Origin of the sequence: Faecalibacterium sp. AF28-13AC (assembly GCF_003478405.1) — a bacterium.
GTDB lineage: Bacteria > Bacillota > Clostridia > Oscillospirales > Ruminococcaceae > Faecalibacterium > Faecalibacterium prausnitzii_E.
In genome coordinates this window covers 183,235-206,640 of sequence record NZ_QUFG01000003.1, presented here as the reverse complement: position 1 = coordinate 206,640, position 23,406 = coordinate 183,235, and the positions used below count along the sequence as shown (strand labels likewise).

Here is a 23,406-nt window from a genome sequence, read left to right as displayed (position 1 = left end):
ATGAATACTGCATTGCTTATTATGGCGGCTGGAATCGGCAGCCGATTTGGAACAGGAATTAAACAGTTGGAGCCGGTGGATGCTTCCAACCACATCATTATGGACTACTCGATCCATGATGCAATCAAGGCAGGCTTCAACCATGTGGTATTTATTATCCGGAAGGATATCGAAAAAGAATTCAAAGAGGTTATCGTAGATCGTATTGCTAAAATCTGCGCTTCCCACAATGTGACCGTTGATTATGCTTTCCAGGAGATTAACGATATTCCGGGAATTCTGCCGGAAGGCCGGACAAAGCCGTGGGGAACCGGTCAGGCAGTGCTTGCAGCAAAGAACGTAATCAATACCCCGTTCATCGTAATCAACGCAGACGATTATTATGGTAAAGAGGGCTTCAAAGCCGTCCATGACTATCTGGTAAACGGCGGAAAGTCCTGCATGGCAGGTTTTGTGCTGAAGAACACACTGTCCGATAATGGTGGTGTGACCCGCGGCATCTGCAAGATGGATGCGGAAAATAACTTGACTGAGGTCGTAGAGACCAAGAACATCGTAAAAACAGCGGATGGGGCAGAAGCGGACGGAAAAGTGATTGATGTGAATTCTCTGGTTTCTATGAATATGTGGGGATTGACTCCTGATTTTCTGGATGTTCTGGAGGAAGGCTTCAAAGAGTTTTTCGAGAAGGAAGTTCCGGGCAATCCTCTGAAAGCGGAATACTTGATTCCCATCTTCATCGGTGAATTGCTGGAGCAGGGTAAAATGTCCGTGAAGGTTCTAAAGACCAACGATACCTGGTATGGTATGACCTACCATGAGGACGTTGCAGCTGTAAAGGATAGCTTCAAGAAGATGCTGGAGAATGGCGTGTATAAAGCTGGCTTGTTCAGTGATTTGTAATATGATTAAAGTATTATCCAAACTCCTTATGAACATCTTAACCGCCCTCTACGAACCGTTCGACTTCTCAATCTTACTGTCTTTCTTTGCCATGCTTTTCTACCTATATGCTTATGAGCCTATCTCAACAGGTAGAGACTGGAACAATTCCATAATTACATGGCATCAGAAATTCACAGAGAGTATAATCGCAGATTTTCCAATGTAAAAATACAAACGGACAGTGGCGAGCGGCAGGCGTTTATGGAAACAAAGCAAGGTTTGAAAAAATGCCTGACGGAATTTTTTGAATGGAGAAAGAAGATTTCGGTTCCGGAACTGGAAAGAAGAAGCTGGCCCGGATCGAATCTGCGAAGATAAAAGTCGGCTGAAAGAAATTTCGGGCATAAAAAACAAAGTGAAGTATGTAGTATACCGATACATGAAGTGATAATTGGGAGGTAATATCTATGGCAAAGCATTTCTATGCACCTGTTGTTGTACGGACGGATGACCACAGTGGCCACGACGTGATCCCGGCACCGGAGATTATTGACCGTGCCTGCAAATGTCAAGAATTGAGAGCGTGCCCAGTTAGAGCATGTATTGAATTTATTGGCAGCAAACAGGAAGGTTTTGGAAGTTGCCTTGCTCGCGGAAAACGGTATCTTCGCCAAAATTGTAAATGCAGTGGCGTGGAAGTGAAAATGACCTACCTCATATACTATAAGCGAAACTCTGAGTTTGCAGAGCTTTATGGACTTAATGTGGTTAAATATAGTAAAGATGCCACAGCAAAAATCTTAAAAGAAATTGTGAAATTCTTAAAAGATAATGCATCCGAGGAAGATTTGAATAAACTATTTGGATTAAGCAACCATGAGCATGGAAAAAAATATGTAGATGAGCTTTATGCTGTTCAGCGTGGATGTTTGAAATGGCTTGGAAATGAAACTATAAGAGAAAAGGGACAGTATGCGCCCAACCCGGCCGCAAATCTTGACAGAAACATTGAGGCAATTGGTGTAACATTCTAAAAAACGCTACATACAAATATGGAAGGAGGATAACTCTATGAATTATGATATTAAGTTTAATGAATGGCAAGAAATGAGCCTAAAAAAAGATGTTGAAAAGATAGTAAGTATTTTGGATAAGAAGAAAACACTGGAAATATCTGTATTGTGGGAAGCATTTTTAGCCTTTCTTGCAATGGCATTAGACCACGCCGATATTATGGACATAATTCCAAAGGGTAAGGTACTTCTGACGATTGCAGCGGCCGCACCATTGGCGTTGATGGGATACCGCATGGCAAAACATCGAATACAGGAAATAAAGGAACATAAAACTTTTGGTCGAGCCAAAAGTGAATTTGTAGATGAGTTTGACAATAAAGTATGTTATTGGGTAATGACTGCGACTTCCTTTTGCGATATTTTGTCCGGGAAAAAAGTAGGGCTTGGCAAGGATAAACAGGATGAAAGTATCCCATTCATATTTCAAGAGGCAAACTTCTATGTAAATAAGTCAATCGACAAATTAGATGTTATGAAGCCGTGCGCAGAAGTGATTTTTAACAAAGGTGTGGCGTACTCTAAACTGATTGATGCTTATCGCTTGGAAACTGTCATATATATCTTGAAAGAAGTAAGAAAAAAGAGTTATTCTTTAGAAAAGGAACTTGAGGAGAATGGAAATTTGAGTCAAGAGGGAATCCAAATGGTAGCTAAGCAAAAAGAGAGTGATGAAGAATATAATCAGAGAATGCGAGATATATTGGGTTCAGGAGAAATAAAGAATGTGCTCGAAAAGGAGGTGAAATGGATAGATTAAGATATTGACAGGTGTTAGCACCGCTATATGCTGTCGGGAAAGGGGCGGCACTAACACAGGGGGCTCCGATTTCATAGGACGTCAATTATTGGTCACTCACAAAACTGAAATAAAGCAATACGCCGTGTGGACTGAACTCCAGAAGTTCACACGGCATATTCTTGAGCACGATATATAGTTTGTGACGGAAATAAAAAACGAGGTGAAAACTAGTGAGTAATACACGTGCGCGTAAGCCCGGCGGTGGGCGGAAGCCATCAAAGCCAGAGTATAGTGCATCCAAGAACCTAGCACAGCAGATGAAAGCAGCTGCTGACCTTTATACGGACAAAATGAGTCTGCAAGCCATCGCAGACGCACTGTCCCTCAACCCCATCAAGGTTCGGAAGCTGCTCATCACAGTCGGGGTCTACGAGTCGGACACGGCAAAGCTCGTCCAGCAGACGTTCTGTTCTTTTAGAAGCACACAAAGTTATTCTGCTGCTGTCACCTCCACCATGTCTGCTTTGCAGTTGTCCCGTCCCTCTGTGACCTCTTATTTGCCGTATGAGAAAGGCGTGTATTTCCCGGAGGAGGCTGAAGCTTCCAATATCAGTGCCGGGGCAGAGCGGCAGCGTCACTATCGAGCTGTGGTTGCGCTGAAGAAGAATCCCTGCGAAGTAAATCTCTGGAAGTGCGTGGTGGCTTTTCAGGGATACAAATTCAAGACGATGTCCGGCTTGCCCTTTACATATACGCTGAAGAAGGGCAGGGGAGATGAGTTCACCAAGGAGCTGTGGATCGACCGCAGAGAGGACAGCAAGAGCCTTGCTTGGAGTTCTGCGCTGCTGGCGTATCACAATATCGGTAAAATTGGAGAGGTAGTGGACAGACCCAAGGCGCTGGGGGATATCCGGGGAGTGACTTACATTTATGGCATGTTCTATCGGTTCGGATTGATCGATGTGCCGGATGAAGTGAAGGAGAAGATGAAGAGATCGTTCAGTGAATCGTCCTGACACGGATGTGTCAAGGTTGCCCGTGTAGGAACATCGATAACAGTTACACAACGTTAAAATAGCAATATGTCCACGATGAACAGGCACGCCACCTGCTTATCGTGGGCGTTTCGTTTTATACAGTGTCTTTATGAATGACGGTAAGGTTCGATTTTGAACTTTGCCGTTTTTCTTTTTGCACGAAATTGTGAAATTTTCAAAACTGTATTCAAAAACGGTCCTGAGGATTCCTATTAGTGTAGGGACTTTCAAAATCTTTTGCAAAACTGCTTTCCTCTAGTTCTATAAGTGGGAAATGAACAAAATCTATGTTCTAAAATTAGGCAGTTCGACAAAATTTGAAAATCTGGTTGCCAAACACCCATTTTAGATTGTTATAGGTAGAGGGGAACGTTGGAAAAATGAATTTTCTTTGAACTTTTAAAAGACCCAGTTTAAAAACACCCCTTAAAGTTTGTATAGGGTATAGGAAGTATTTTCAAAAGTAAGCCAATTCGCTACGGCATCACTTCTGAAAATCCCTAATTCCTTACAAAGTCACATCGCACCTTGAAAATCGCATGAGCCACCCCAGCAGGATACCTCTGGTACTGAATGCGCATTCTGCGCGTCTTACCGGAAAATACGCCGGAGAAAATCGGGCAGGAACGGGCTAGGACAGAGTGGACGGTAGTTAAGAGCAAGATTCGCCTTTGTATACGAAATCGCTCCTACGGGCGATTTCTCCACGCGGCATCTTGATGGGGATTGTGCTCCCCATACCCTCACATCGTGCAAAATCACATGATTTTGCCTGTTGGTGACCTGCAGAAGCAGGCCACAGCCGGAGTGCAGATGCACTGCCGGGAAAATCAAACTCTTGATTTTGGAAAGGAGACCCCATGCCACGAACGAAGAAAAAAGTGAAATCTATCGTAAAGACAAAAGTAATCTCCGCACGAGTTACAGAAGTAGTACATGAACTTTTACACCAGCAGGCCGAAGATGCCGGAATGACGCTCTCTGAATTTGCAGCGCAGATGCTGATGAAAGGCCGAGTGAATACCTCGTATGTGTTCTATGTTCACCCGGACGAGATCGAAGCAATTACACGGGAGTTTGCCGCCATCGGGAACAACTTGAACCAGATCGCAGCGTTCTTCAACAGTGGAGGCCTTCCATCATATGTCATGCGTGAAAACATCAACCATGCGATTTCCTGCATTTTTGAAATGCGGGAGCAGGTCGCAGAAATGGCAGGAAAGAACTATGGCAATCTTAAAGCATATCGCAAGTAAGAACTCCAACTATGGTGCTGCGCTGGAGTACCTGATTTTCAAGCATGACGAGCTTCGGAAAGCTCCGATCCTTGACCAGAAAGGAAATCGTATCATGCGGGATGAGTTTTATCTGGACGGTCTGAACTGTGAACCCTATTCTTTCGATGCAGCCTGCCAGCAGCTGAACCGCGAGTACCAGAAAAACAAAAACAAGAATGAAATCAAAAGCCACCATTACATCATCAGCTTTGATCCACGGGACAGCACAGAAAATTGTTTGACGGGTAAACGGGCGCAGGAGCTTGGACTGGAATACGCAAAAGCAAATTTTCCGGGGCATCAGGCATTGGTCTGTACGCACATAGACGGTCATAATGGCAGCGGCAATATTCATGTACATATCGTAATCAACAGTTTGCGAAAACTGGATGTGCCTAAGCAGCCCTTTATGGAGCGGCCCATTGACTGCAAGGCAGGGTACAAGCACCATGTGACGAACGAATACCTGAAACACCTGCAGAAATCCCTCATGGATTTGTGCCGCCGCGAGTTTCTGCATCAGGTCGATTTACTGTCACCATCCAGAACGGGTGTGACCGAAGCGGAGTATTGGGCACAGCGGCGGCTGGATGAGAAAAAACAGAAAATCGAAACGGAAGGATTTACGCCCAATCCGACAAAGTTTCAAACACAGAAGCAGCTTATCCGGGATGCCGTTGCCGCTGCTCGTGAGAAAGCAATCTCGTATGAAGATTTTCAAGACATCCTGCAGGATGAATACAACATTTTCGTCAAAACCCAACGTGGGCGTTATAGCTATCTGCCGCCGGAACGGAACAAGTTCATATCGGAGCGTTCTTTGGGGGATAGCTGCAAAAGAGAATGTCTGGAAGGATTCTTTGTTCAGAACGCCGAGAAGAATCTGCGGTACAAGGAAGATCCCATACTGATCTTTACGACCAGAACTAGGCTGCGGCTTGTTGTGGACCTGCAGGAGAATGTTAGGGCACAGGAAAATCTGGCCTATGCACTAAAGGTCAAAATCAGCAATTTGCAGAAAATGGCTGAAACGCTGGTATGGGTGCAGGAAAACAACATCAACGACCTGACAGAACTGAATGATCTGTGTAAGACAGCACAGGCCAATGCGCAGGCTGCGTATGAACGGCTGTCACAGGCAGAGGATGAACTGTACAAAACCAATGAACAGATTCATTATGCGGGGCAGTATCTTTCTACAAAAGATGTCCAGCAGCAATTTACGAAGGCGATTTTTAAGAAAAAATTCCGTGCAGAGCATTCCAAGGAATTGGATGCCTATGCAGAATCCGTGAAATATTTCCGAGAAGAAAATGATGGAAAGCTACCATCGCTGAAATCTTTGAAAAAACGGAAAGAAGAACTGACCAAAGAAATCGCGGAGAGGAAAAAGGCATACGCTCCCCTGAGAGAAGAATCCCGGCGTCTGGAAATTGCATCGGATAACGTGTACAGCATCTTCCGAAAGACCGATGAAATGAAATCCGACCTTGCATGGAAACGCGAGTGGGAGGCTAGAGTCCGCGAAAAGGCAAGGCAGGAGCAGGCTCGACAGGAACAGCGTGAGCGTCAACCGAAACGCAAGAAGCGCAGCTATGATATGAGCCTGTAAATCAGCAGGGTCTTCCACCCCGCACCCCGGAACCCTGCCGGATGCGTAAGCCCGTGCAGGACTTTCCCATTCGGCAGGGACTTTTGAAAACGATTAGGAGGAAGTTTGAGTAAAGAGTACATCAAGGCACAAACCCCACTGCCCGCTTATTTCCCTTATCCGAAATTTCTGCTGCAGATGAGCCTTTCACATACGGCACGATTGACGTATGTTTTGCTGCTGGACCGCATGACCCTTTCGCAGAAGAACGGCTGGGTGGATGTGCAGGGCCGGGCATATGTGCTCTATCCGTTGGCAGGGCTGGCGGAAGATCTTCAGAGCAGCATTTCCAGTGTCACCCGTGCCCTGCGGGAACTGGAAGCCGCACGGCTGATCGAACGGCGGTCCAATGGCTTTTCCAAGCCAAACCAGGTGTTCCTAAGCTTCCCATCTACTGCGCAGAAATGCACAGTCGAGATGGTCAAAAATGAGCAGCCTGATTGCTCAAAAGTGAGCAATACGATTGCGCAAAACTGCACACCTAACCAAATAAATAAGAACAACCTAAGATTGAACCAACTGAGTAGAACCAAAGAAGCATATGGGCGTTATCGGAATGTCTATCTGGAAGATTATTCAGAACTGAAAATGGAAATTGCAGAGTTAGATTCCCTGATTGATGACCTTTCAATCTATATGCAGTCTACAGGCAGGAAGTACGCAGACCATGCGGCGACCCTGCGTAGCTGGTCAGCACGGAAGAAAAGACAACAGAAACCGGGAGCAGGTATCCCGGACTATACCTACAACAAGGAGGAAAGTTTATGACGGAAACGATCCAGACAGCGATGGACAGGCTTATGACGATCTCTGTGGAACCGCAGGACTATGTTGCAGAAGATGGGCTGCTGTACTGCGGCACTTGCAATACACCAAAAGAAGCATTTTTCCCGAACGGCAGAAAGTTGTTTGGGCGTGACCGCCATCCGGCTGAATGCCAGTGCAGGCAGGCTACAAGGGAAAAGCAAGAGAAAGAAGAACATGCAAGGCTGCATTACGAGAAAGTGCAGCGGCTGAAGCTGCAGGGCTTTACCGACTGGGCGATGCAGCACTGGACATTTGCAAACGATCACGGGCAAAATCCACAGATGCAGCTGGCACAGCGGTATGTGGCCCACTGGCCGGAAATGCGGGAAAAGAATGTGGGGCTGCTGCTCTGGGGCGGTGTTGGTACAGGCAAGAGTTTTATGGCGGGTTGCATTGCCAATGCCCTGATGGAACAGGAAGTGGCCGTCTGCATGACGAATTTTGCCCGAATCATGAATGAACTGAATAACGCCTTTTCCGGGCGAAATGAAGTCGTGGACAGGCTCTGCGGCTATCCGTTGCTTGTCATTGACGATTTCGGCATGGAGCGGGGCACGGAATATGCGCTGGAGCAAATTTATAACATCATCGACAGCCGTTACCGCAGCAGGAAACCACTGATCGTTACCACGAACCTGACCCTGACGGAGTTGAAGAATCCGCAGGATACCGCCCACGCCCGTATCTATGACCGTCTGCTGGAACTGTGTACCCCGATTGCCTGCACAGGCCCCAGCATGAGAAAGGATATAGGACAGGCAAAATTGGATTTACTGAAAACACTTCTGGCTTGAATGGGAGGAACGCGATTGCAAGAAAACGGCAGAATGAATTGGTTGGAGCAGATCTACCAGATGAAGAACCGGGACATCCGCACGATTGAACAGTCTGAACTGGAGGAACTGCCGCAGGATGCAGTGGAACACGGACTGCCACAGGAGGAAAGGCTGAAAAATCTGCTGGATAAGGTCCGAAATCCTTATTGCTATCTGGACAACGGAATTATTGTGAAGCTGAATTTCGCACCGAGAGGGAGCAGCACACTGTCTGAGCGCGTTGGCCGATGCTTTCAGTCTGCCAGCTGAAAAGGCAGATAAGACTTCGGCAAGCTGCTGAAAAATCACACAGAAAATTTCACACTTTAATGCGATAAAGCACTGGACAAAAGATGATGATTCTGGTAAGCTGTTTGTGGGTAAGAAAATAGGAATGTGCCGGCTGAGTAAAGTTTGCTCGGCAGGCTTGTTCTACATAGAAAAATGTGGAGCCTTTCGCTTCTCTGACGAACAGTATTGCCGATTCGTTAAGGAGGTGGAAGGCTTTTGTTATACCCTGATGTGAATTTGCAGAAGAGAACACAGCAAAATACAACCCGATACCGTACAGCCTTGTACTTGCGTTTGTCTCGTGAGGATGGCGATAAGACAGAGAGCGACAGTATTGCAAACCAGCGCACACTACTGGAAGCCTATGCCATAGACCACCCGGAACTGTGCATCGTGGATGAGTTTGTGGACGATGGTTACTCCGGCTCGAACTTTGAACGGCCTGCGTTCCAAAACCTGTTCAGGGAACTGGAACAAGGGACTATCAACTGCATTCTGGTGAAAGATCTGTCCCGCTTTGGACGGAATTACATTGAAGTGGGACGCTATCTGGAACGGATTTTCCCGGTCATGCGGGTCCGGCTGATTGCTGTGACAGACAACTATGACAGTCAATCTGCGTGGAAAACCAGCGATTCCATCATGGTTCCGATGCGGAACTTGCTCAACGATGCCTACTGCCGGGATATTTCCGTCAAAATCAAGAGCCAGCTTGCGGTTAAGCGCAAGCGCGGCGATTTTGTGGGGAGCTTTGCAGCGTTTGGATACCGGAAGGATCCTGCCAATCATACCAGGCTAATTGTGGATGAACTGGCAGCGGAAACGGTGCAAGATATTTTCCGCTGGAAGATCAGCGGCATGAATAATCAGGGTATTGCAGACCGCTTGAATGCGGAAAAGGTGCCGTCTCCAGCCGCGCGAAAGCTGCAGAGCGGCGCAAAGCTGAGCCTGCATTTCCGCAAGAGCGATGAGCCGCCGTGGTCTGCCAAGGCAGTGGACCGTATTCTGCACAATGAGGTCTATACCGGGAAGCTGGTGCAGGGAAAGACCCGGCGACTGGATTATCGCTCCAAAAAGAAAATGAATGTGCCGATGCGGGACTGGACAATCGTGGACAACACCCATGAAGCAATCATTCCGGCAGAGCAGTTTGAACTGGTGCAGCGGATTCTGGAAACCGAAACCCGCAGGCCGAACGATGCCGAAACGGTGGCCCTGTTTGCAGGCTTTCTCTACTGTGGGGACTGCGGCAGCCGGCTAGTGCGCAGGTCGGCCAGCTATAAAGGAAAGCGGTATATCTATTATCAGTGCTCCGGCAGCAAGCAGAACAAGGGCAGCTGCACGAGCCATAACCTGCGGGATGAAAAGCTCTACAACATCGTGCGGAACGCGCTCCAGATGCAGATTCAAATCGTGATGGAGGAAGCAAAGTTTGTAGAAAGCATCCGGCAGGCCCAGCAGGAACCCTACCGTGTGCGGTGCATCGAACGGCAGATTCGGCAGCTGACCGCAGAAAAGGCTCATACACAAGGCATTAAGGAAAAGCTGTACGGGGATTACGCAGACGAAATCCTCACACGGGAGGATTTTCTGAACTACAACGAACTGTACAGCAAGCGGATTGAAGAGTATGACCACAAAATCACAGAACTGGAAGCGGAACAACGAAATTTACAGACTGCTCCAAATGCTTATCCGTTTCTGGATGTGTACCGTAAGTATCGAAAATTGGAAGAAATCACCCGCCCGATGGTCGTGGAACTGATTGAGAAAATCGAAGTGTATGAGGGCAATCGGGTAGAAATTACGTTCCGATTCCACGATGAAATTGCGGACCTGCTGGAAGAACTGCATCAGAAGCAGCAGACACAGCATGAAGTATCTGCATGAAAGGAGAGGCTGGACATATGGCAAGAGTAAGCAAGAAGGTAAGTGCGGCGCAGCGGGAAGCGGAGAACGCACCGCACCGTATCTGGAAAACCGCAATTTACGCACGACTGTCTGATTTTGATGATGTACTTCGGGATACGGAATCGCTGGAAGTGCAGATTTCTTACATCAAAGAGTATATCAACCACCGGGATGATTTGATGCTGCTGGATGTGTTTGCGGACAAGCGGTGCACAGGGATGAACTTTGACCGCCCGGAATTTGAGAGGCTTCTAAAATCACTGCAGGAGCGGAAAATCGACTGCATCGTGGTAAAGGACTTCTCGCGTTTGGGCCGCAATTTCGTGGAAACAGGCCAGTATCTGGAACAGGTGTTTCCGCTGTTTGGCGTAAGATTTATAGCCATCAACGATAACTATGACAGCCTGAACAACCAGAGCCGTGACGGGATGCTGGTGCCGATCAAGAGCATGATCAACGAAATGTACTCGAAAGACCTGTCCCAGAAGATCCAGTCGTGCTTTCGCTCCAAGGAAGCGCGGGGAGAAATCTATACCCCGGTTCCGTTCGGTTACAAGAGAAATCAGCAGAATCATTTGGTTCTGGATGAGAAAGTCAGCGATGTGGTGATACAGATTTTCCTCTGGAAGAAATCCGGCATGAAAGAGCGCGAGATTGCAAAGAAGCTGTCTGCGCAGGGAATCCAGACACCTTTTACACGCCGCTGTCAGCTGGGATACCTGAAAAACACCTTGCGGGTAAAGGACCCAGCATGGCAGACCGTTTTCGTGACAAAGGTGCTGGAAAATCCAATCTACACAGGAACAATGGTCTATAACCGCATCGCCTACGATGAAACGAATCGGAAAATCGGGCAGAATCCACGGGAAAGCTGGCGGATGGTGCCGGACAGCCATCCGGCGATTATCAGCTGGGAACTGTTTGATGAAGTTTCCGCATTACGGGAAGCCGAGCAAGCAGTCAAGGAAGAGCGAAAAAAGTGGTGCAGACAGCGCAGAAAGAACAATCCGAACATCTTCAAAGGCAGAATCTTTTGCAAAAAGTGCGGAGAAAAATTGGTTTGTCATTGGCAAAGTGATGGTACGCTGTATTTTTACTGTGCATCTTGCCATGTTTCAATTTCAGAGAAAGACCTCTGGAACGGCATCCATAAGGAACTGTACCAGCGGTTAGAAGAACATAAGTACTTGAAAAAGCTGATGCAGAAGAATTCGGGAAAAAGCAATCTTGAAACAAAGAAAGTTGCATTGAGCCGTGAAATGGAACAGGTGTCGGGCAATATCGTTCGGCTGGAATCGCAGAAGCGCAGCGGCTATGAGCGGTATGTTCTCGGAAAACTTTCAAAGGAGAAATTTCTGGAACTGAAGCAGGATGCAGAAAATGAAATTGAGACATTCAGACAGACAAAAGCTGAAAAAGAGAAAGAACTGGCCGTCGTTCAAGAAAAATTGCAGCAGAAAAAGCAGATCGCAGGAAACACCGAAGTCCTTTTGACGGTAGATAATCTGCTGCAGTATGTAAAGAAAATTGAAGTGGACCGCAGGAAAATAACTTATACGGAATTTGTGTTTTAACGAAAAAGGAGAACAGACAATGAAAGAGAAAATCTATGATGCCCGGACAGGAATGGAATATGTCTTGGTGGGTGATTATTATCTGCCAGCCTTGAAACTGCCACGGACCCGTCCGATTGGCCGATGGGGAATGCTGCACAAGGCGTACCTGAAACTACGAAAACCAGCCAATTACCAGAGTTTGCTGCTGAGCGGAAAACTGGATACTGTTTTAGCAAATGTGGAAGAGCAGGCAGCGGAACGATATGAGGTTTTGATCGAGCAACTGAGCCAGCGGGAGGGTGTCTCGGAAAAACTGAAAGAAGAAAATCAGATGGAGTGGGTGCGCCGCATGAGCAATCTGGAAAATCGTGCAGCGGAAATCGTAAAGACGGAATTGATCTACACGTTTGAAAGGCGGTGAGCAGCAGATGATCGGAACCTATTACCGGCTTTCCCTTGCGGACGAGGATGTGGGGGCTGATAAGGTCGAAAGCAACAGCATTCAGGGCCAGCGCGGACTGGTAGAGGGGTACATCATGGCCCGCCCCGAACTGGCAAAAGAGCCGCTTCAGGAGTACGTGGACGACGGCTATTCTGGAACCTCTACAAGCCGCCCGGCGTTTCAGAGGCTGATTCAAGATGCGCAGGATGGAAAGCTGAAAACGATTATCGTAAAGGACTTTTCCCGGTTTGCCCGTGACTACATCGAAGCAGGCGATTATATGGAGCGGATCTTCCCATTGCTGGGCGTTCGCTTCATCTCCGTCAACGATGGTTATGACAGTGGAATGCAGATCGGAAACGATGTACGCGGACTGGAAGTAGCCATTAAGAACATCATCAACGCATCCTACAGCCGGGACCTTTCTGCCAAAATCGCAGCAGCAGACCATGTGATGCAGAGAAAAGGAATGTATCTCGGAGGATACCGCCCGTTTGGATTCCTGCCGGACCCAAATGACTGCCATAAGCTGATCCTAGACCCGGTAGCCAGCCAGTATGTGCGCCTGATTTTTGAACTGGCATTGCAGGGAAACAGGACGGGGACCATCGCAAAAATCCTGAACGAAAAGCAGATTCCAACCCCGGCAGTGTATCATGTGTCGGAAAACCATGTGTACAGCGAGCAGAAAGCATGGGACTTGCAGCGCAGCCACTGGACAAGCGGAATGGTTTACCATATATTGAAAAATGAGAAGTATAAGGGAACCTACGTGGGCGCGAAATTCATTATGCCTGTTCCGTGCAAACATCGGGTCCTGCGCGCTCCCTTGGAACAGCAGGTACGAATCGAGGACAGCCATGCCGCTATTGTGACCCCAGAAGAATTTGCACAGGCGCAAAAGGTCATTATGCTGCAGCATGGAAATCATCAGGCAGGGAACTACACAAAACGCCAGTATCCGCTGAAGGGAAAGGTCTACTGTGGCTATTGCCGGAAATTGATGAAATATCGTGTTCTCAAGAAACTTGATCCCTCGTTTAACTGCAGATTTTCAGCCACGGCGGTGGACAGCCCCTGCAAGCGAATCCCGATTTCTGAGAAAATGCTGGAAGAGATTGTCCGAAACGCGCTGACAGTGCAGATAAAGCAGGCGGAGCATATGCTGGAAATCCTGCACGAACGGGAACGCAAAGCGTTGATCATCTTTTCCGCACTGGAACGGCAGGAAGAAAAGCTGAGTGCAGAAAAGGCAGAGCTCGTAAAACTTCGTGTTGCACTGTATGAGCAGTATGCCGACGGAAATATGAGCAAGGAAGAATTCATCCGGCAGAGAGATGCCTACAGAGTGCAGGAAGATGAAAGAATGGAGCAGATTCAAAGGCTGCGTACCGAGAAAGATCAAATTTTCCAGCCTGTGAAAAAGGATACGGATAATTTGCAAGCCATGATGAATACGGTGGGAGAAGCAGGCGATGTGATGCATTTGTCACAGAATGTGGTGGAAGCCTTTATTGACCGCATCGAGGTTTTCAACGATGAACGTGTGAAAATCCATTTTACATTTGAAGATGTGCTGGCAGACCATGCAGAATGAGCCGTAGGCAAAACTAACGCGGCAATTAGAGTTTTTCTTGTAAGAACACGAGATTCATGGTATCATAGAAGCAACGAAAAGTCTGTGCATGGCTACGTGAAAGGGGCAGCAGAGATGAAAGAAATGAATATTCCCGTTGGAGTTTCGGATTTTGAAGAAATTCGTAAAAATGGGTATTACTATATTGATAAATCGGGACTGATTAGCGAACTGCTCAGTAGAACCGGAACGAAAGTGACGCTTATTACTCGCCCCAGACGATTCGGTAAGACATTGGGCATGAGTATGCTGGAAAACTTCTTCGACATCCGAAAGAACAGCAGAAAACTGTTTGAAGGGCTAGAAATTGCAGAGCATCAGGCATTATGTGATGCGTGGATGAACCAGTATCCGACAATCTCTATTTCATTCCGGCAGATAGATGGTCTGAATTTTATGGATGCATATCAGCAGCTTGTCTATGAAATTACTCTTCTGTATCAGAATCACACGTATTTGTTGGATAGTCAGGTGATAAGCAAACAAGAAAAATTTCTTTTTCAGCAGATAAGTGATCGAAAAGCGGAAAAGACGGATGTGCTGCGCTCGATTCAATTTTTAACATTGCTGCTAAATAAGCATTACAACAAAAAAGTAATTCTTCTTATAGATGAGTATGATGTTCCTGTAGCGAAAGCAAACAATAACGGTTACTATACTGAAATGCTCGATATTATGAAAGGCTTAATGCAGGCCCTAAAAGACAATCAAGCACTTCAATTCGCAGTTGTTACGGGTTGCTTAAAGATTGCGAAAGAGAGCATCTTTACAGGAACCAACAATTTTGTATCGGATACTATTACAAATTCTCGTCTGAACGAGTATTTCGGATTTGTACAGAGCGAGGTTGACCAGCTGCTAAAGGATGCCGACCTGACAGAGCAGGCTGAGAATATCAAAAAATGGTATGATGGATACCATTTCGGAGCCTTTGATGTTTACTGCCCGTGGGATGTAATGAACTATATGCTGGAATTACAGCGCAACCCGAAGGCTAAGCCTATCAGCTACTGGAAGAACACCAGCGACAATGCAATCATCCGTTCCTTTATTGACTATGCGGGGAGTACAATCACAAATAAACTTGAAACCCTGATGGCTGGCGGCTACATTGTTCAGCGTGTGGATGAAAACCTGACCTATGACTACCTGCATTCCTCAGAAGATAATCTCTGGAGTACGCTGTATCTGACAGGGTACTTGACCAAAGCTCGTGAAGGCGATTATAAAGGCGAATTGTCGGATGGCATGGTTGCCCTTATGATTCCTAATGCAGAAATCAAAGAGATTTTTGAAACAACAGTCATCAAATGGTTCGATGACAGTACGAAGAAGTGGAATCGAAATGCTTTGTTTGATGCAGTCTGGAACGGTGACAGCGAAGGCATTACCAAGGAAATGAATGCTCTGCTCCGGCGCACCATTAGCTACCATGACTATCGGGAGGACTTCTACCACGCATTCCTTGCGGGCATCTTCACAGGTGCAGGATACATGGTGGATTCCAATAAGGAACATGGCGAAGGACGAAGCGATGTGGTCGTCTACGATTCCATCAATGCCCGCGTTGCAATCTTTGAGGCGAAGTATACGAAGGTTTTGGAAAATCTGGAGAGTGAGTGCGATACAGCGTTGCAGCAAATTGATGATCGGATGTATGCAAAAGAGTATGAGGATGACTACGATCAAATCCTTTGCTACGGTATTTCGTTCTTTAAAAAACGCTGCATGGTAAAGAAAAAGTGATTCACAGCAAAGCTTAACTTGAATTTTGTATTATAACTTAAAATAAGTTAAAACGCAGAAAAAGAGTTATAAAGCGAAGCCCGCATAAGCCACAGACGGCACCCAGGAGGATTCGAGGGTGCGTCTGCAGCTTATGCGGGCTTTTTTATTTTGCGATTTTAATACGGATAGGTGCTAAATTCCAAGGCTGACAAGAGCGGCCTTTAACTCTTTTGCCATGCGAATAATGACAGTCTGTTCAGTTTCATCGCAGTCTAATAAGAGACGATGTAAATTGGAATCAGAGGAAGAAAGAGAATAATCGAGGCTGTCAACCAGTAGCGCATCGACAGAAATATGTAGAGCATTGGCGAGATCAACCAAGATTGGCAAACTGGGAGTCTTGACTCCGTTTTCAAGATAGGCAATACGCATGAGTTCCAAACGAATGCAGAGCGCATCTTAATAGGAAATTCTGAATTTACTCCTGCGCTGGATTCTCCGATTTCGGTGGGCGTTAAGTCAAATGACTTTGTTTTGTGCCAGATGTATCGTGAGGGAGTCTTGACTTTGGATGCGGTGCGGCAACTTCGCCGCAATGATAGAAAATTGACTTATACACGGCAGCAAGCGGATAAGTCGATTATCTGCCGTAAAGAAGTTATAACGAAAGATCAGTTTATTGATTTGATTCGGGATGCGACAGTTCAAATCATGTTCTAACAGTGATATGGTAGAACAGGGTCAGCCCTAGTCTTTCTTGCGAAAGACAAGGCTGTTTTTTTGTTTTATCCTCGACTGCTATGAGTCTTTTTATACTTACTTGTATTCAGAAAGCTCAGAAGAGTATCTATTTATCGCAGTTCGGTAAAGATTTACCTTTTCATCCTCGAAACTTACCCTATGCAATCTGATATCTTCAAATTTCTGATAGATATTTTTGTAAATAATTTGGTGTGCTGCATTGTGAACAGATTCGGTGCTGTAGGGATCCATTTCGAAGGATTCTTCAGAAATAGATAGTTTCAAAAGTATAAGCAAATCGTCCTTGCTAATCTGGTCGATTGGCTTTTTGCTTGCTGCACTTCCGTCCAAAGAATAGAATACTCTTCCATTATCAACCATTAAGTATTTCATAAGAATTCCTCCGATCCATATAGGCTGCTTCACCAGCCTCAAGACAATCCAACAATACCGATTTTCGTGGTATATGATTGCCTTTTAAATCAACCAGATCCTCACTTGAAGGATAACCCGAATACAAATGATATTCAAGTTTTCCGTCACTTAAGACCTCTTTGCAGGCATAAACGATGTAATCTGGGTGAACAGAAACACCAATTGTATTATTATGCGTTGCAATAATTACCGGAATAGTTTTTGATATGTCTTTAAGCAGGCTATCTACTCCATCTCTAAGGAATATATTGTCAAACGAAGACTCTGGCTCATCAAGAATCAAAATGTTGTTTTTAACTCCATCTGACAGTTCTTGAAGCAAATTATACTCGGAACGTTCTCCGCCGGACGCAGGACTTCCATACTGGTTAAATACTTCATAGGTAATGTTAACAAAGTACTTATAATACTCCGAAGCTGGAATATCCTTCCCTTTCAGAACTTGTAGGAATTTGTACGGATCATAGTACTCCTTAAATGCATCGGAGAAGCCGGTCCTGGTTCGGCTAACTTTCTGCATCGCCAGCGCACCCGAAAATGGACTACTTTGGGCAACTACTCTGTAAGAATACAAATTCTGCGCTTGAATAACACGAGGCTCTTTTATCATTTTCACCACATCACGGAAGACCTGTACCTTGTGCTGGTTCATGAGGATTTGGTACAAATCTATATCTGGCACAGCGGTTGTAGAAGAGCGAACACTTAGTTCCTTCTTTACCGATGTGATAAGACTATTTACATATTCTTTGTGCAGCGAATCCGTCTTTTCTTGAATATATTGCTCTCTTAATGCAATGGCTAAACGCAAAAGCGAACGCCTGCCAACATACTTTTCAACTAACTCCTTGTATTCAATTGAGCCCAGTAAAGTCTCTGCGGCTTCAATCATTTCGACAAGGGAGGATAAATTTTTGATGCTAAAATTTGATTCTTGATAGAGATTTGCCTTGGAGAAGATGTCTTGCCGCTGTGCATCTTCTCCGGCCTTTTTCAGCGCCTCTAAATATTCGTCTATTTCTTTCGCATCTTGCTCCAGATTGACGGATTGCACATCATCAACAACCGTTTTGAACGGCCCCAAATAGCTTTCTGTTACAGAGTTTCCCCTATTTTTTAATGCCGCCTCGAATTTTCGCTGAGATTGCTCATCATCCGTCGATAACAACGAAAATTGTTTGATGTACTTGCCGCCGGGGAATTGCGCATTGATTTGATCGAGCGTGTAAGTCTTGCCAGACGAACGCTTTCCTAAAAGTACAGTTAATCCAGTTGAGATTTGCAAACCATTGTCGAGGATTTGGAATAGAGAGTTTCCATCTTCCGGTTTCAGTGATACTTTCGCCTTATCGGTTAATGCATATTTAAGTGACATCATATTAATGTCATCTATATCGATATAGGTCTGCCTTCCTGAAGGAAACTGTGCTTTTTCTTCAACTCTCCAATCGCTAAATAGTACAGGAACTAATTTTTCACTTTTAGACTGCATATAGATGAATTTCTTTGCACTGCATGCCTCCCCACACTTAATATATGGGCTGATTTGAGGAACCCTCTCGAACGAGAGCTTTGGATCTTTCTCGTAATGAGGAATAAGGATATATTTTCCGAGATTATTAAATATTTCCATAAATTGTGCTTCGGAAATATATGAATCTTCACTTGTTCCGTTAAGGCGATAAACTTTCGCGCACTTTTCTGTAAAATCATCTATGTCAGATGGATCGGTAATGACAATCAGGTGGCCAGCTTCTATATCTACTTCGATGCCAGGAAAGACTTTAATGGGTAGGGCATTCGTGATATCGCTGAATTGCTGGGCATCAAACAGATTGTGATTGGTTATCGCAATCAAATCTACTTTTTCCTGTATGACATAGCCTTTTAGCTTTTCTATCGAAAACTCAAATGGTTTGTCCCTTTTGGTGGAAACCGTATGGATATGAAGATCCGACTTTTTCATGTTTAACATCTCCAATCTTTTCCGTGCCTGTTTAGAACGCTCTTCTGCTAATAATTATGTGTCCAATTAATCTTTAGTGTAATTATAGCAACTCTATTCCTTTATTGCAAATATTTGAGGCCACTTTAGTTTTAGCTCGTTTACTACACGAGCTAAAACAGAATACTATTTCTGTATTATTGAAAAAATCGAATGGTTACTGCAACACAGACAGTGAGGTGTTGCAAATATAAGCATAACTGCTATAATAGGAATTTGTACGGATGATCTTTATCATTAAAACATTGCAACCATTTACACTTGCACTAATTGGGCGAACATGTTCACCTCGTACAACATCGTCAACTCGCCCAACAAGAACATGCGGCGATTTCCTGATTTAAGGTGAATACAGTGTTCCGGCAATAAAAGCGAAGCCCGCATAAATCACAGACAGCACCCAGGAGGATTCGAGGGTGCGTCTGCAGCTTATGCGGGCTTTTTTATTTTGCAAATTTAATACGGATAGGTGTTAAATTCCAAGGCTGACAAGAGCGGCCTTTAACTCTTTTGCCATGCGAATAATGACAGTCTGTTCAGTTTCATTGCAGTCCAGCAGTAAGCGGTGAAATTCGGAGTTTGCAGAGGAAGAAGAATGTTCAAGACAGTCGAGCAAAAGCTCATCTGCGGAAACGGATAATGTGTTGGCAATTTCAACAAGAACAGAAAGGCTTGGAACCTTTGTGCCATTTTCGATTTGGACAATGTATTCACGACTGCAGTTGACTTTTGCGGCAAGATCTTCCTGTGTCAGATTCGATTTTGAACGGTAGAAGCTGATTCGTTTTCCTAGAGAAGTACGATTTACGGACATATAGTGATCTTCCTTTCAAATGCCCGCATAAGATACTTTAATTATTTGACTTATGAAAAAATGTATCAAGAAAAACCAAAAGATCGATCCGCATAGAAATCAGAATTTTTCTTTTCCCTTTTAGCGGAGGTGGCTTCTGAGGCAAAAATGTGAACCAGTAGTTCACATTTTAGGGTACAAGTGAACTGCTGGTTCACAGAAAAATATATCTGACAAGCGTATAATAAAAGCGTGAAACCAAACTACAAAAAAGTGAGGAAAACGAAATGGAAAGGCTGCTGACACTGTATAGCGAAGTTCAGTCAACGGATGTACGGTGGCTGTGGTATCCCTTTATTGCAATCGGGAAAATCACACTGCTGCAGGGTGATCCCGGCGATGGAAAGTCTAGCATGATGATGAATCTGATTGCGGAACTTTCAACAGGAGGTAAGACCCCGGATGGCTGTAAGATCGGTGCGCCGCAAAAGGTGATTTATCAGTGCTCCGAGGATGGCGTTTCAGACACGATAAAGCCCCGTCTGGAACGCTGCGGAGCAGATTGCGGGAAGATCGCTTTCATCAATGAAGAAGTCTATAACGGCCTTACATTGGACGATGAGCGCATCCGTCAGGCAATCATTGAATTCCGGCCGCGCTTGGTCGTGATCGATCCAATTCAGGCCTATCTTGGCAGTGATTCAGATTTGCAGATCGCAGGCAGGGCACGGAAACTTATGCGCCGCCTTGGAATGTGGGCTGTTGGCTACGACTGCGCTATTGTTCTGATTGGGCACCTCAATAAAAAAGAAGGCTCCAAAGGGCTGTACCGCAGCCTTGGCAGCATTGATGTTGTGGCAGCAGCACGAAGCGTCCTGCAGGTGGAGCGAGATACAGAGAACCCTGATATAAGAATCGTACATCAAATCAAAAACAGTCTTGCGCCTACGGCAGAAGACATCCGTTTCTCTATTTCTGCCGAAAGTGGTTTTCAGTGGCTTGAATGTAGGCCACAGCTCTTTGAAAAACAACAGCCGGACACCGAACCTGAATTTGATACCGAGCAACAGAAAGCTGTCTACTGGATTAAGCATTTCCTTGAAAAAGGCGATATGAGCGCAAATGAAATGTATTGTCGCTTAGATAATGAAGGTGTCAGCAAACGAGTAGCGCGGATGGTAAAAACAGAAATGGGAATCCACTGCTACCAGAAAAAGCGGAAATGGTATTGGAGCGTTCAGCCGGAAGAAGGTGCTATGAATGGATCGCAAGTATAAGGTTGGCGGCTATGTGAAACTTGCAAAACTGTGGGAACGCGCTAAGGATGCAGCAGTAGCCTATCACAGTTCCTACTATGCTGAAAAGTTTAAAACTGATAGCGATAAAAAGCTGGTTGGTGTTTATATTGACATCACAGGGAATAAGGAAATTTATAAACGCCCGGAAATGGTGCATCTGCTCAAAGATTGCAAAAAGGGTGCCGTCAATCTGATTTTTTCACAGACAAGGGCCTACCTTGCAGCGAATACCTGTGATTTCTGTTTTCTGCTGAAATATCTGTTTGATATGCCGATGCGGGTGGACATTGTTACAGATGATGACGACCAGAGAATCGACACGATTCTTGATGTTGAAAATCAGCGTCAGAACCTGAAAGAGTTGGCCGAAAAATATACATCAATCCGAAGGAAATATTATCTTGAGTGGAGAATTCGACTGGAAGATGAAATGACAAAGGCTGAAGAAAAATGAACGTAGAACATATCCCAGCAGAAGATGTGGACATGCTGCCGTGTGGAGCAGACTGGCAGAGTAGGCATTTGGAGTCCGAAAAGAGAAAAGCTGAAATTCGTGACAGAATCCATAAGCAGGCAGAACAGGGCCAGAAAACGGCAAAAGACTACTTTCGTCCGGCGAAACCGACACCGTCGATTTATGACAGCGACCTGAAGCGTGTGGCCGTTTATGCCCGTGTCAGCACTTCCAGCGAAGAACAGATTTCTTCCATTGAAAACCAGACTCTATATTACACCAAAAAGATTGCAGAAACAGAAAACTGGAATTTGCAGGATATTTACAGCGATGAAGGAAAATCGGGTACTTCACTGCGGAAACGGGATGCGTTTAAGCGCATGATGCGGGATGCCAAAGACCAGAAGATGGATTTGATTATCTGTGCCAGCATTTCACGTTTTGCCCGGAATTTTTCGGATTGCATGACACAGATCGCAGCTTTGAAAACTATGCATCCTGCACATCCCATCGGTGTGTACTTTGAAACAGAGAATATCTACACGCTGAATCCAAGTAGCCAATACAGCCTTGACATTCAGGCGCTTCTGGCGGACTGGGAATCGGGCAATAAGAGCCGCCGCATGATCCTTTCGTATGACCAGCGCATTATGACAGGCCAGTACCCGGTGGCCGACCTGATGGGGTATCGGCATACCAAAGATGGACAGTTGGTAATTGAGCCGGAAGAAGCAAAGACGGTGCGTTTTATCTTTCTGGCGTTTATCTATGGTTATAACTGCGATCAAATTGCGGCAGTGCTGACGCAGAAGAAGCGTAGCACCCTGCGTGGCAAGCAGGAGTGGAATGGCATGATGGTGGCAAATATCATGAAAAATGAACGCCGCTGGGGTGATCTGGAAGCCCGGAAGAGCATCGTGGTGGACTACAAGCTGGGCAAGGTTACAAAGAATAATGGGAATCGCTGCTCTGCCTATGTTCCGGAACACCATGAAGCAATCGTTTCGCCGGAAATTGCACGGGCTGCACATCTGGTGGCATCCAGCAGGAAGAAGTGCGGTGTGCAGGATATTGTGGTGATCCAGCAGGGAACATTGAAAGGCTTTGTTGGCATCCATCCGAATTGGAGCGGCATCAGTGTTGAAAGCATCCGCTGCCTTTGCCTGAGCACCTATCTGCCGGAAGAGGTGATGAAACTGAACGATATAGCAGAGATGAGGGCTGGGGCAACACTGGGAAAGGCACTTCAATCTGAATATATGACGGTTTCAGGTGCTTGCTTTATCAACCAGAGCAGCCCGGTTATGACGATTTCTAAAAATGGAATCCGTTTCAGCAAGGCCTGCCATAGCCGGTTGGACGACTGCGAGTATGTGGAACTGCTCTATCATCCGGTTCTGCAGGTCGTGATTTTGCGAAAGAGCAATCACGGCTTTTCAACGACGATGCACTGGCAAGATGACAATGACGTTCATAGTGCCTTTTCAGCCAGAGCGTTTTCTGGCCTGATCCTTCAAACGTTGAACTGGAAAATGAATTGCCGTTACCAGTGCCGTGGTATCTGCCGGGGTCAGGGAAATGCAAAATTCCTGCTTTTTGAGTTGGATGAGTCCCGGATTTTGACTGGGAAAAATCAGTATGAGCAGGCTGAAGAGTGTTCGATGAATCTGAAATGTCGGTTATATCGGAGTAAATGGGTTCAGAGCATTACAGTTAGTGATGTGATGGAATCCGGCCAAGTCGTAGAAAATCCCATGATTGGTGCAATTCCGAGCAGAAACGAAGTTCAGCGTGAATTGGACGAACTTTTGATGTCAATGTAATGGAGG

At 45.6% G+C, this 23,406-nt stretch carries 20 protein-coding genes; 17 read left to right on the top strand and 3 right to left on the bottom strand.

Going from position 1 to position 23,406, the window contains the following annotated elements; all coding sequences use genetic code 11:
* From DWY95_RS05460 to DWY95_RS05390, 14 genes are all read left to right on the top strand, one after another.
* On the top strand, window positions 1–903 hold the full coding sequence (locus DWY95_RS05460) for a sugar phosphate nucleotidyltransferase (RefSeq protein WP_118552695.1): 903 nt from the start codon (window positions 1–3) through the stop codon (window positions 901–903).
* Between the two features lie 449 nt (window positions 904–1,352).
* Complete coding sequence (locus tag DWY95_RS05450) at window positions 1,353–1,919, top strand: hypothetical protein (protein ID WP_118552693.1); 567 nt, start codon at window positions 1,353–1,355, stop codon at window positions 1,917–1,919.
* A 37-nt stretch (window positions 1,920–1,956) separates the two neighbouring features.
* The gene (locus tag DWY95_RS05445) at window positions 1,957–2,718 is read left to right on the top strand and encodes a hypothetical protein (RefSeq protein ID WP_118552692.1); all 762 of its coding nucleotides are present in this window, start codon (window positions 1,957–1,959) and stop codon (window positions 2,716–2,718) included.
* Window positions 2,719–2,930: 212 nt separating this feature from the next.
* The gene (locus tag DWY95_RS17360) at window positions 2,931–3,716 is read left to right on the top strand and encodes a hypothetical protein (RefSeq protein WP_243082591.1); all 786 of its coding nucleotides are present in this window, start codon (window positions 2,931–2,933) and stop codon (window positions 3,714–3,716) included.
* An 881-nt stretch (window positions 3,717–4,597) separates the two neighbouring features.
* On the top strand, window positions 4,598–4,993 hold the full coding sequence (locus DWY95_RS05435) for a plasmid mobilization relaxosome protein MobC (RefSeq protein ID WP_118552691.1): 396 nt from the start codon (window positions 4,598–4,600) through the stop codon (window positions 4,991–4,993).
* Window positions 4,965–6,626: a relaxase/mobilization nuclease domain-containing protein gene (locus tag DWY95_RS05430; protein ID WP_158577525.1), complete on the top strand. Its 1,662-nt coding sequence runs from the start codon at window positions 4,965–4,967 to the stop codon at window positions 6,624–6,626. Before DWY95_RS05435 ends, DWY95_RS05430 begins: the two co-directional genes overlap by 29 nt.
* Before the next feature lie 105 nt (window positions 6,627–6,731).
* Entirely contained in the window at window positions 6,732–7,433 is a 702-nt protein-coding gene (locus tag DWY95_RS05425; RefSeq protein WP_118552689.1) for a replication initiator protein A, read from the top strand.
* Entirely contained in the window at window positions 7,430–8,266 is an 837-nt protein-coding gene (locus DWY95_RS05420) for an ATP-binding protein (RefSeq protein WP_118552688.1), read from the top strand. Before DWY95_RS05425 ends, DWY95_RS05420 begins: the two co-directional genes overlap by 4 nt.
* A 33-nt stretch (window positions 8,267–8,299) precedes the next feature.
* On the top strand, window positions 8,300–8,557 hold the full coding sequence (locus tag DWY95_RS05415) for a DUF6870 family protein (protein WP_118552687.1): 258 nt from the start codon (window positions 8,300–8,302) through the stop codon (window positions 8,555–8,557).
* A gap of 309 nt (window positions 8,558–8,866) precedes the next feature.
* Window positions 8,867–10,468 carry a recombinase family protein gene (locus tag DWY95_RS05410; RefSeq protein WP_158577524.1) on the top strand — a complete coding sequence of 534 codons (1,602 nt, stop codon included), beginning with the start codon at window positions 8,867–8,869 and terminating at the stop codon, window positions 10,466–10,468.
* Window positions 10,465–12,063 carry a recombinase family protein gene (locus tag DWY95_RS05405; RefSeq protein ID WP_118552685.1) on the top strand — a complete coding sequence of 533 codons (1,599 nt, stop codon included), beginning with the start codon at window positions 10,465–10,467 and terminating at the stop codon, window positions 12,061–12,063. Before DWY95_RS05410 ends, DWY95_RS05405 begins: the two co-directional genes overlap by 4 nt.
* Before the next feature lie 19 nt (window positions 12,064–12,082).
* Window positions 12,083–12,466: a TnpV protein gene (locus DWY95_RS05400; RefSeq protein ID WP_118552684.1), complete on the top strand. Its 384-nt coding sequence runs from the start codon at window positions 12,083–12,085 to the stop codon at window positions 12,464–12,466.
* 7 nt (window positions 12,467–12,473) lie between these two features.
* Complete coding sequence (locus tag DWY95_RS05395) at window positions 12,474–14,084, top strand: recombinase family protein (protein WP_118552683.1); 1,611 nt, start codon at window positions 12,474–12,476, stop codon at window positions 14,082–14,084.
* A gap of 114 nt (window positions 14,085–14,198) precedes the next feature.
* A complete protein-coding gene (locus DWY95_RS05390) occupies window positions 14,199–15,869 on the top strand; it encodes an AAA family ATPase (RefSeq protein WP_118552682.1) in 1,671 nt (556 codons plus the stop codon).
* A 798-nt stretch (window positions 15,870–16,667) separates the two neighbouring features.
* On the opposite strand, the gene DWY95_RS05385 is transcribed toward DWY95_RS05390, so the two are convergent.
* The 3 genes from DWY95_RS05385 to DWY95_RS05375 all read right to left on the bottom strand — a co-directional run bounded on the left by DWY95_RS05385 (window position 16,668) and on the right by DWY95_RS05375 (window position 19,846).
* Complete coding sequence (locus DWY95_RS05385; RefSeq protein WP_118552681.1) at window positions 16,668–16,985, bottom strand: hypothetical protein; 318 nt, start codon at window positions 16,983–16,985, stop codon at window positions 16,668–16,670.
* Window positions 16,966–18,993 carry a hypothetical protein gene (locus tag DWY95_RS05380; RefSeq protein ID WP_118552680.1) on the bottom strand — a complete coding sequence of 676 codons (2,028 nt, stop codon included), beginning with the start codon at window positions 18,991–18,993 and terminating at the stop codon, window positions 16,966–16,968. Before DWY95_RS05380 ends, DWY95_RS05385 begins: the two co-directional genes overlap by 20 nt.
* 511 nt (window positions 18,994–19,504) lie before the next feature.
* Window positions 19,505–19,846 (bottom strand): helix-turn-helix transcriptional regulator, encoded by a 342-nt coding sequence (locus DWY95_RS05375; RefSeq protein WP_118552679.1) that lies wholly within the window; start codon window positions 19,844–19,846, stop codon window positions 19,505–19,507.
* Window positions 19,847–20,112: 266 nt separating this feature from the next.
* On the opposite strand from DWY95_RS05375, the gene DWY95_RS05370 reads away from it, so the two are divergent.
* From DWY95_RS05370 to DWY95_RS05360, 3 genes are read left to right on the top strand one after another with little or no spacing between them, the layout of a single operon-like run.
* The gene (locus DWY95_RS05370; RefSeq protein ID WP_118552678.1) at window positions 20,113–21,102 is read left to right on the top strand and encodes an AAA family ATPase; all 990 of its coding nucleotides are present in this window, start codon (window positions 20,113–20,115) and stop codon (window positions 21,100–21,102) included.
* Entirely contained in the window at window positions 21,086–21,577 is a 492-nt protein-coding gene (locus DWY95_RS05365) for a hypothetical protein (protein ID WP_118552677.1), read from the top strand. Before DWY95_RS05370 ends, DWY95_RS05365 begins: the two co-directional genes overlap by 17 nt.
* Window positions 21,574–23,400, top strand: a complete 1,827-nt coding sequence (locus DWY95_RS05360) for a recombinase family protein (protein ID WP_118552676.1) — start codon at window positions 21,574–21,576, stop codon at window positions 23,398–23,400. Before DWY95_RS05365 ends, DWY95_RS05360 begins: the two co-directional genes overlap by 4 nt.
* Window positions 23,401–23,406: the final 6 nt, after the last annotated feature.

Excerpts from the sequence above, each read along its gene's own strand:
- DWY95_RS05460 (WP_118552695.1), top strand. The coding sequence starts at position 1 with ATGAATACTGCATTGCTTATTATGGCGGCTGGAATCGGCAGCCGATTT.
- DWY95_RS05450 (WP_118552693.1), top strand. The coding sequence starts at position 1,353 with ATGGCAAAGCATTTCTATGCACCTGTTGTTGTACGGACGGATGACCAC.
- DWY95_RS05445 (WP_118552692.1), top strand. The coding sequence starts at position 1,957 with ATGAATTATGATATTAAGTTTAATGAATGGCAAGAAATGAGCCTAAAA.
- DWY95_RS05435 (WP_118552691.1), top strand. The coding sequence starts at position 4,598 with ATGCCACGAACGAAGAAAAAAGTGAAATCTATCGTAAAGACAAAAGTA.
- DWY95_RS05430 (WP_158577525.1), top strand. The coding sequence starts at position 4,965 with ATGGCAATCTTAAAGCATATCGCAAGTAAGAACTCCAACTATGGTGCT.
- DWY95_RS05420 (WP_118552688.1), top strand. The coding sequence starts at position 7,430 with ATGACGGAAACGATCCAGACAGCGATGGACAGGCTTATGACGATCTCT.
- DWY95_RS05415 (WP_118552687.1), top strand. The coding sequence starts at position 8,300 with ATGAATTGGTTGGAGCAGATCTACCAGATGAAGAACCGGGACATCCGC.
- DWY95_RS05405 (WP_118552685.1), top strand. The coding sequence starts at position 10,465 with ATGAAAGGAGAGGCTGGACATATGGCAAGAGTAAGCAAGAAGGTAAGT.
- DWY95_RS05400 (WP_118552684.1), top strand. The coding sequence starts at position 12,083 with ATGAAAGAGAAAATCTATGATGCCCGGACAGGAATGGAATATGTCTTG.
- DWY95_RS05395 (WP_118552683.1), top strand. The coding sequence starts at position 12,474 with ATGATCGGAACCTATTACCGGCTTTCCCTTGCGGACGAGGATGTGGGG.
- DWY95_RS05390 (WP_118552682.1), top strand. The coding sequence starts at position 14,199 with ATGAAAGAAATGAATATTCCCGTTGGAGTTTCGGATTTTGAAGAAATT.
- DWY95_RS05385 (WP_118552681.1), bottom strand. The coding sequence starts at position 16,985 with ATGAAATACTTAATGGTTGATAATGGAAGAGTATTCTATTCTTTGGAC.
- DWY95_RS05380 (WP_118552680.1), bottom strand. The coding sequence starts at position 18,993 with ATGAAAAAGTCGGATCTTCATATCCATACGGTTTCCACCAAAAGGGAC.
- DWY95_RS05375 (WP_118552679.1), bottom strand. The coding sequence starts at position 19,846 with ATGTCCGTAAATCGTACTTCTCTAGGAAAACGAATCAGCTTCTACCGT.
- DWY95_RS05370 (WP_118552678.1), top strand. The coding sequence starts at position 20,113 with ATGGAAAGGCTGCTGACACTGTATAGCGAAGTTCAGTCAACGGATGTA.
- DWY95_RS05365 (WP_118552677.1), top strand. The coding sequence starts at position 21,086 with ATGGATCGCAAGTATAAGGTTGGCGGCTATGTGAAACTTGCAAAACTG.
- DWY95_RS05360 (WP_118552676.1), top strand. The coding sequence starts at position 21,574 with ATGAACGTAGAACATATCCCAGCAGAAGATGTGGACATGCTGCCGTGT.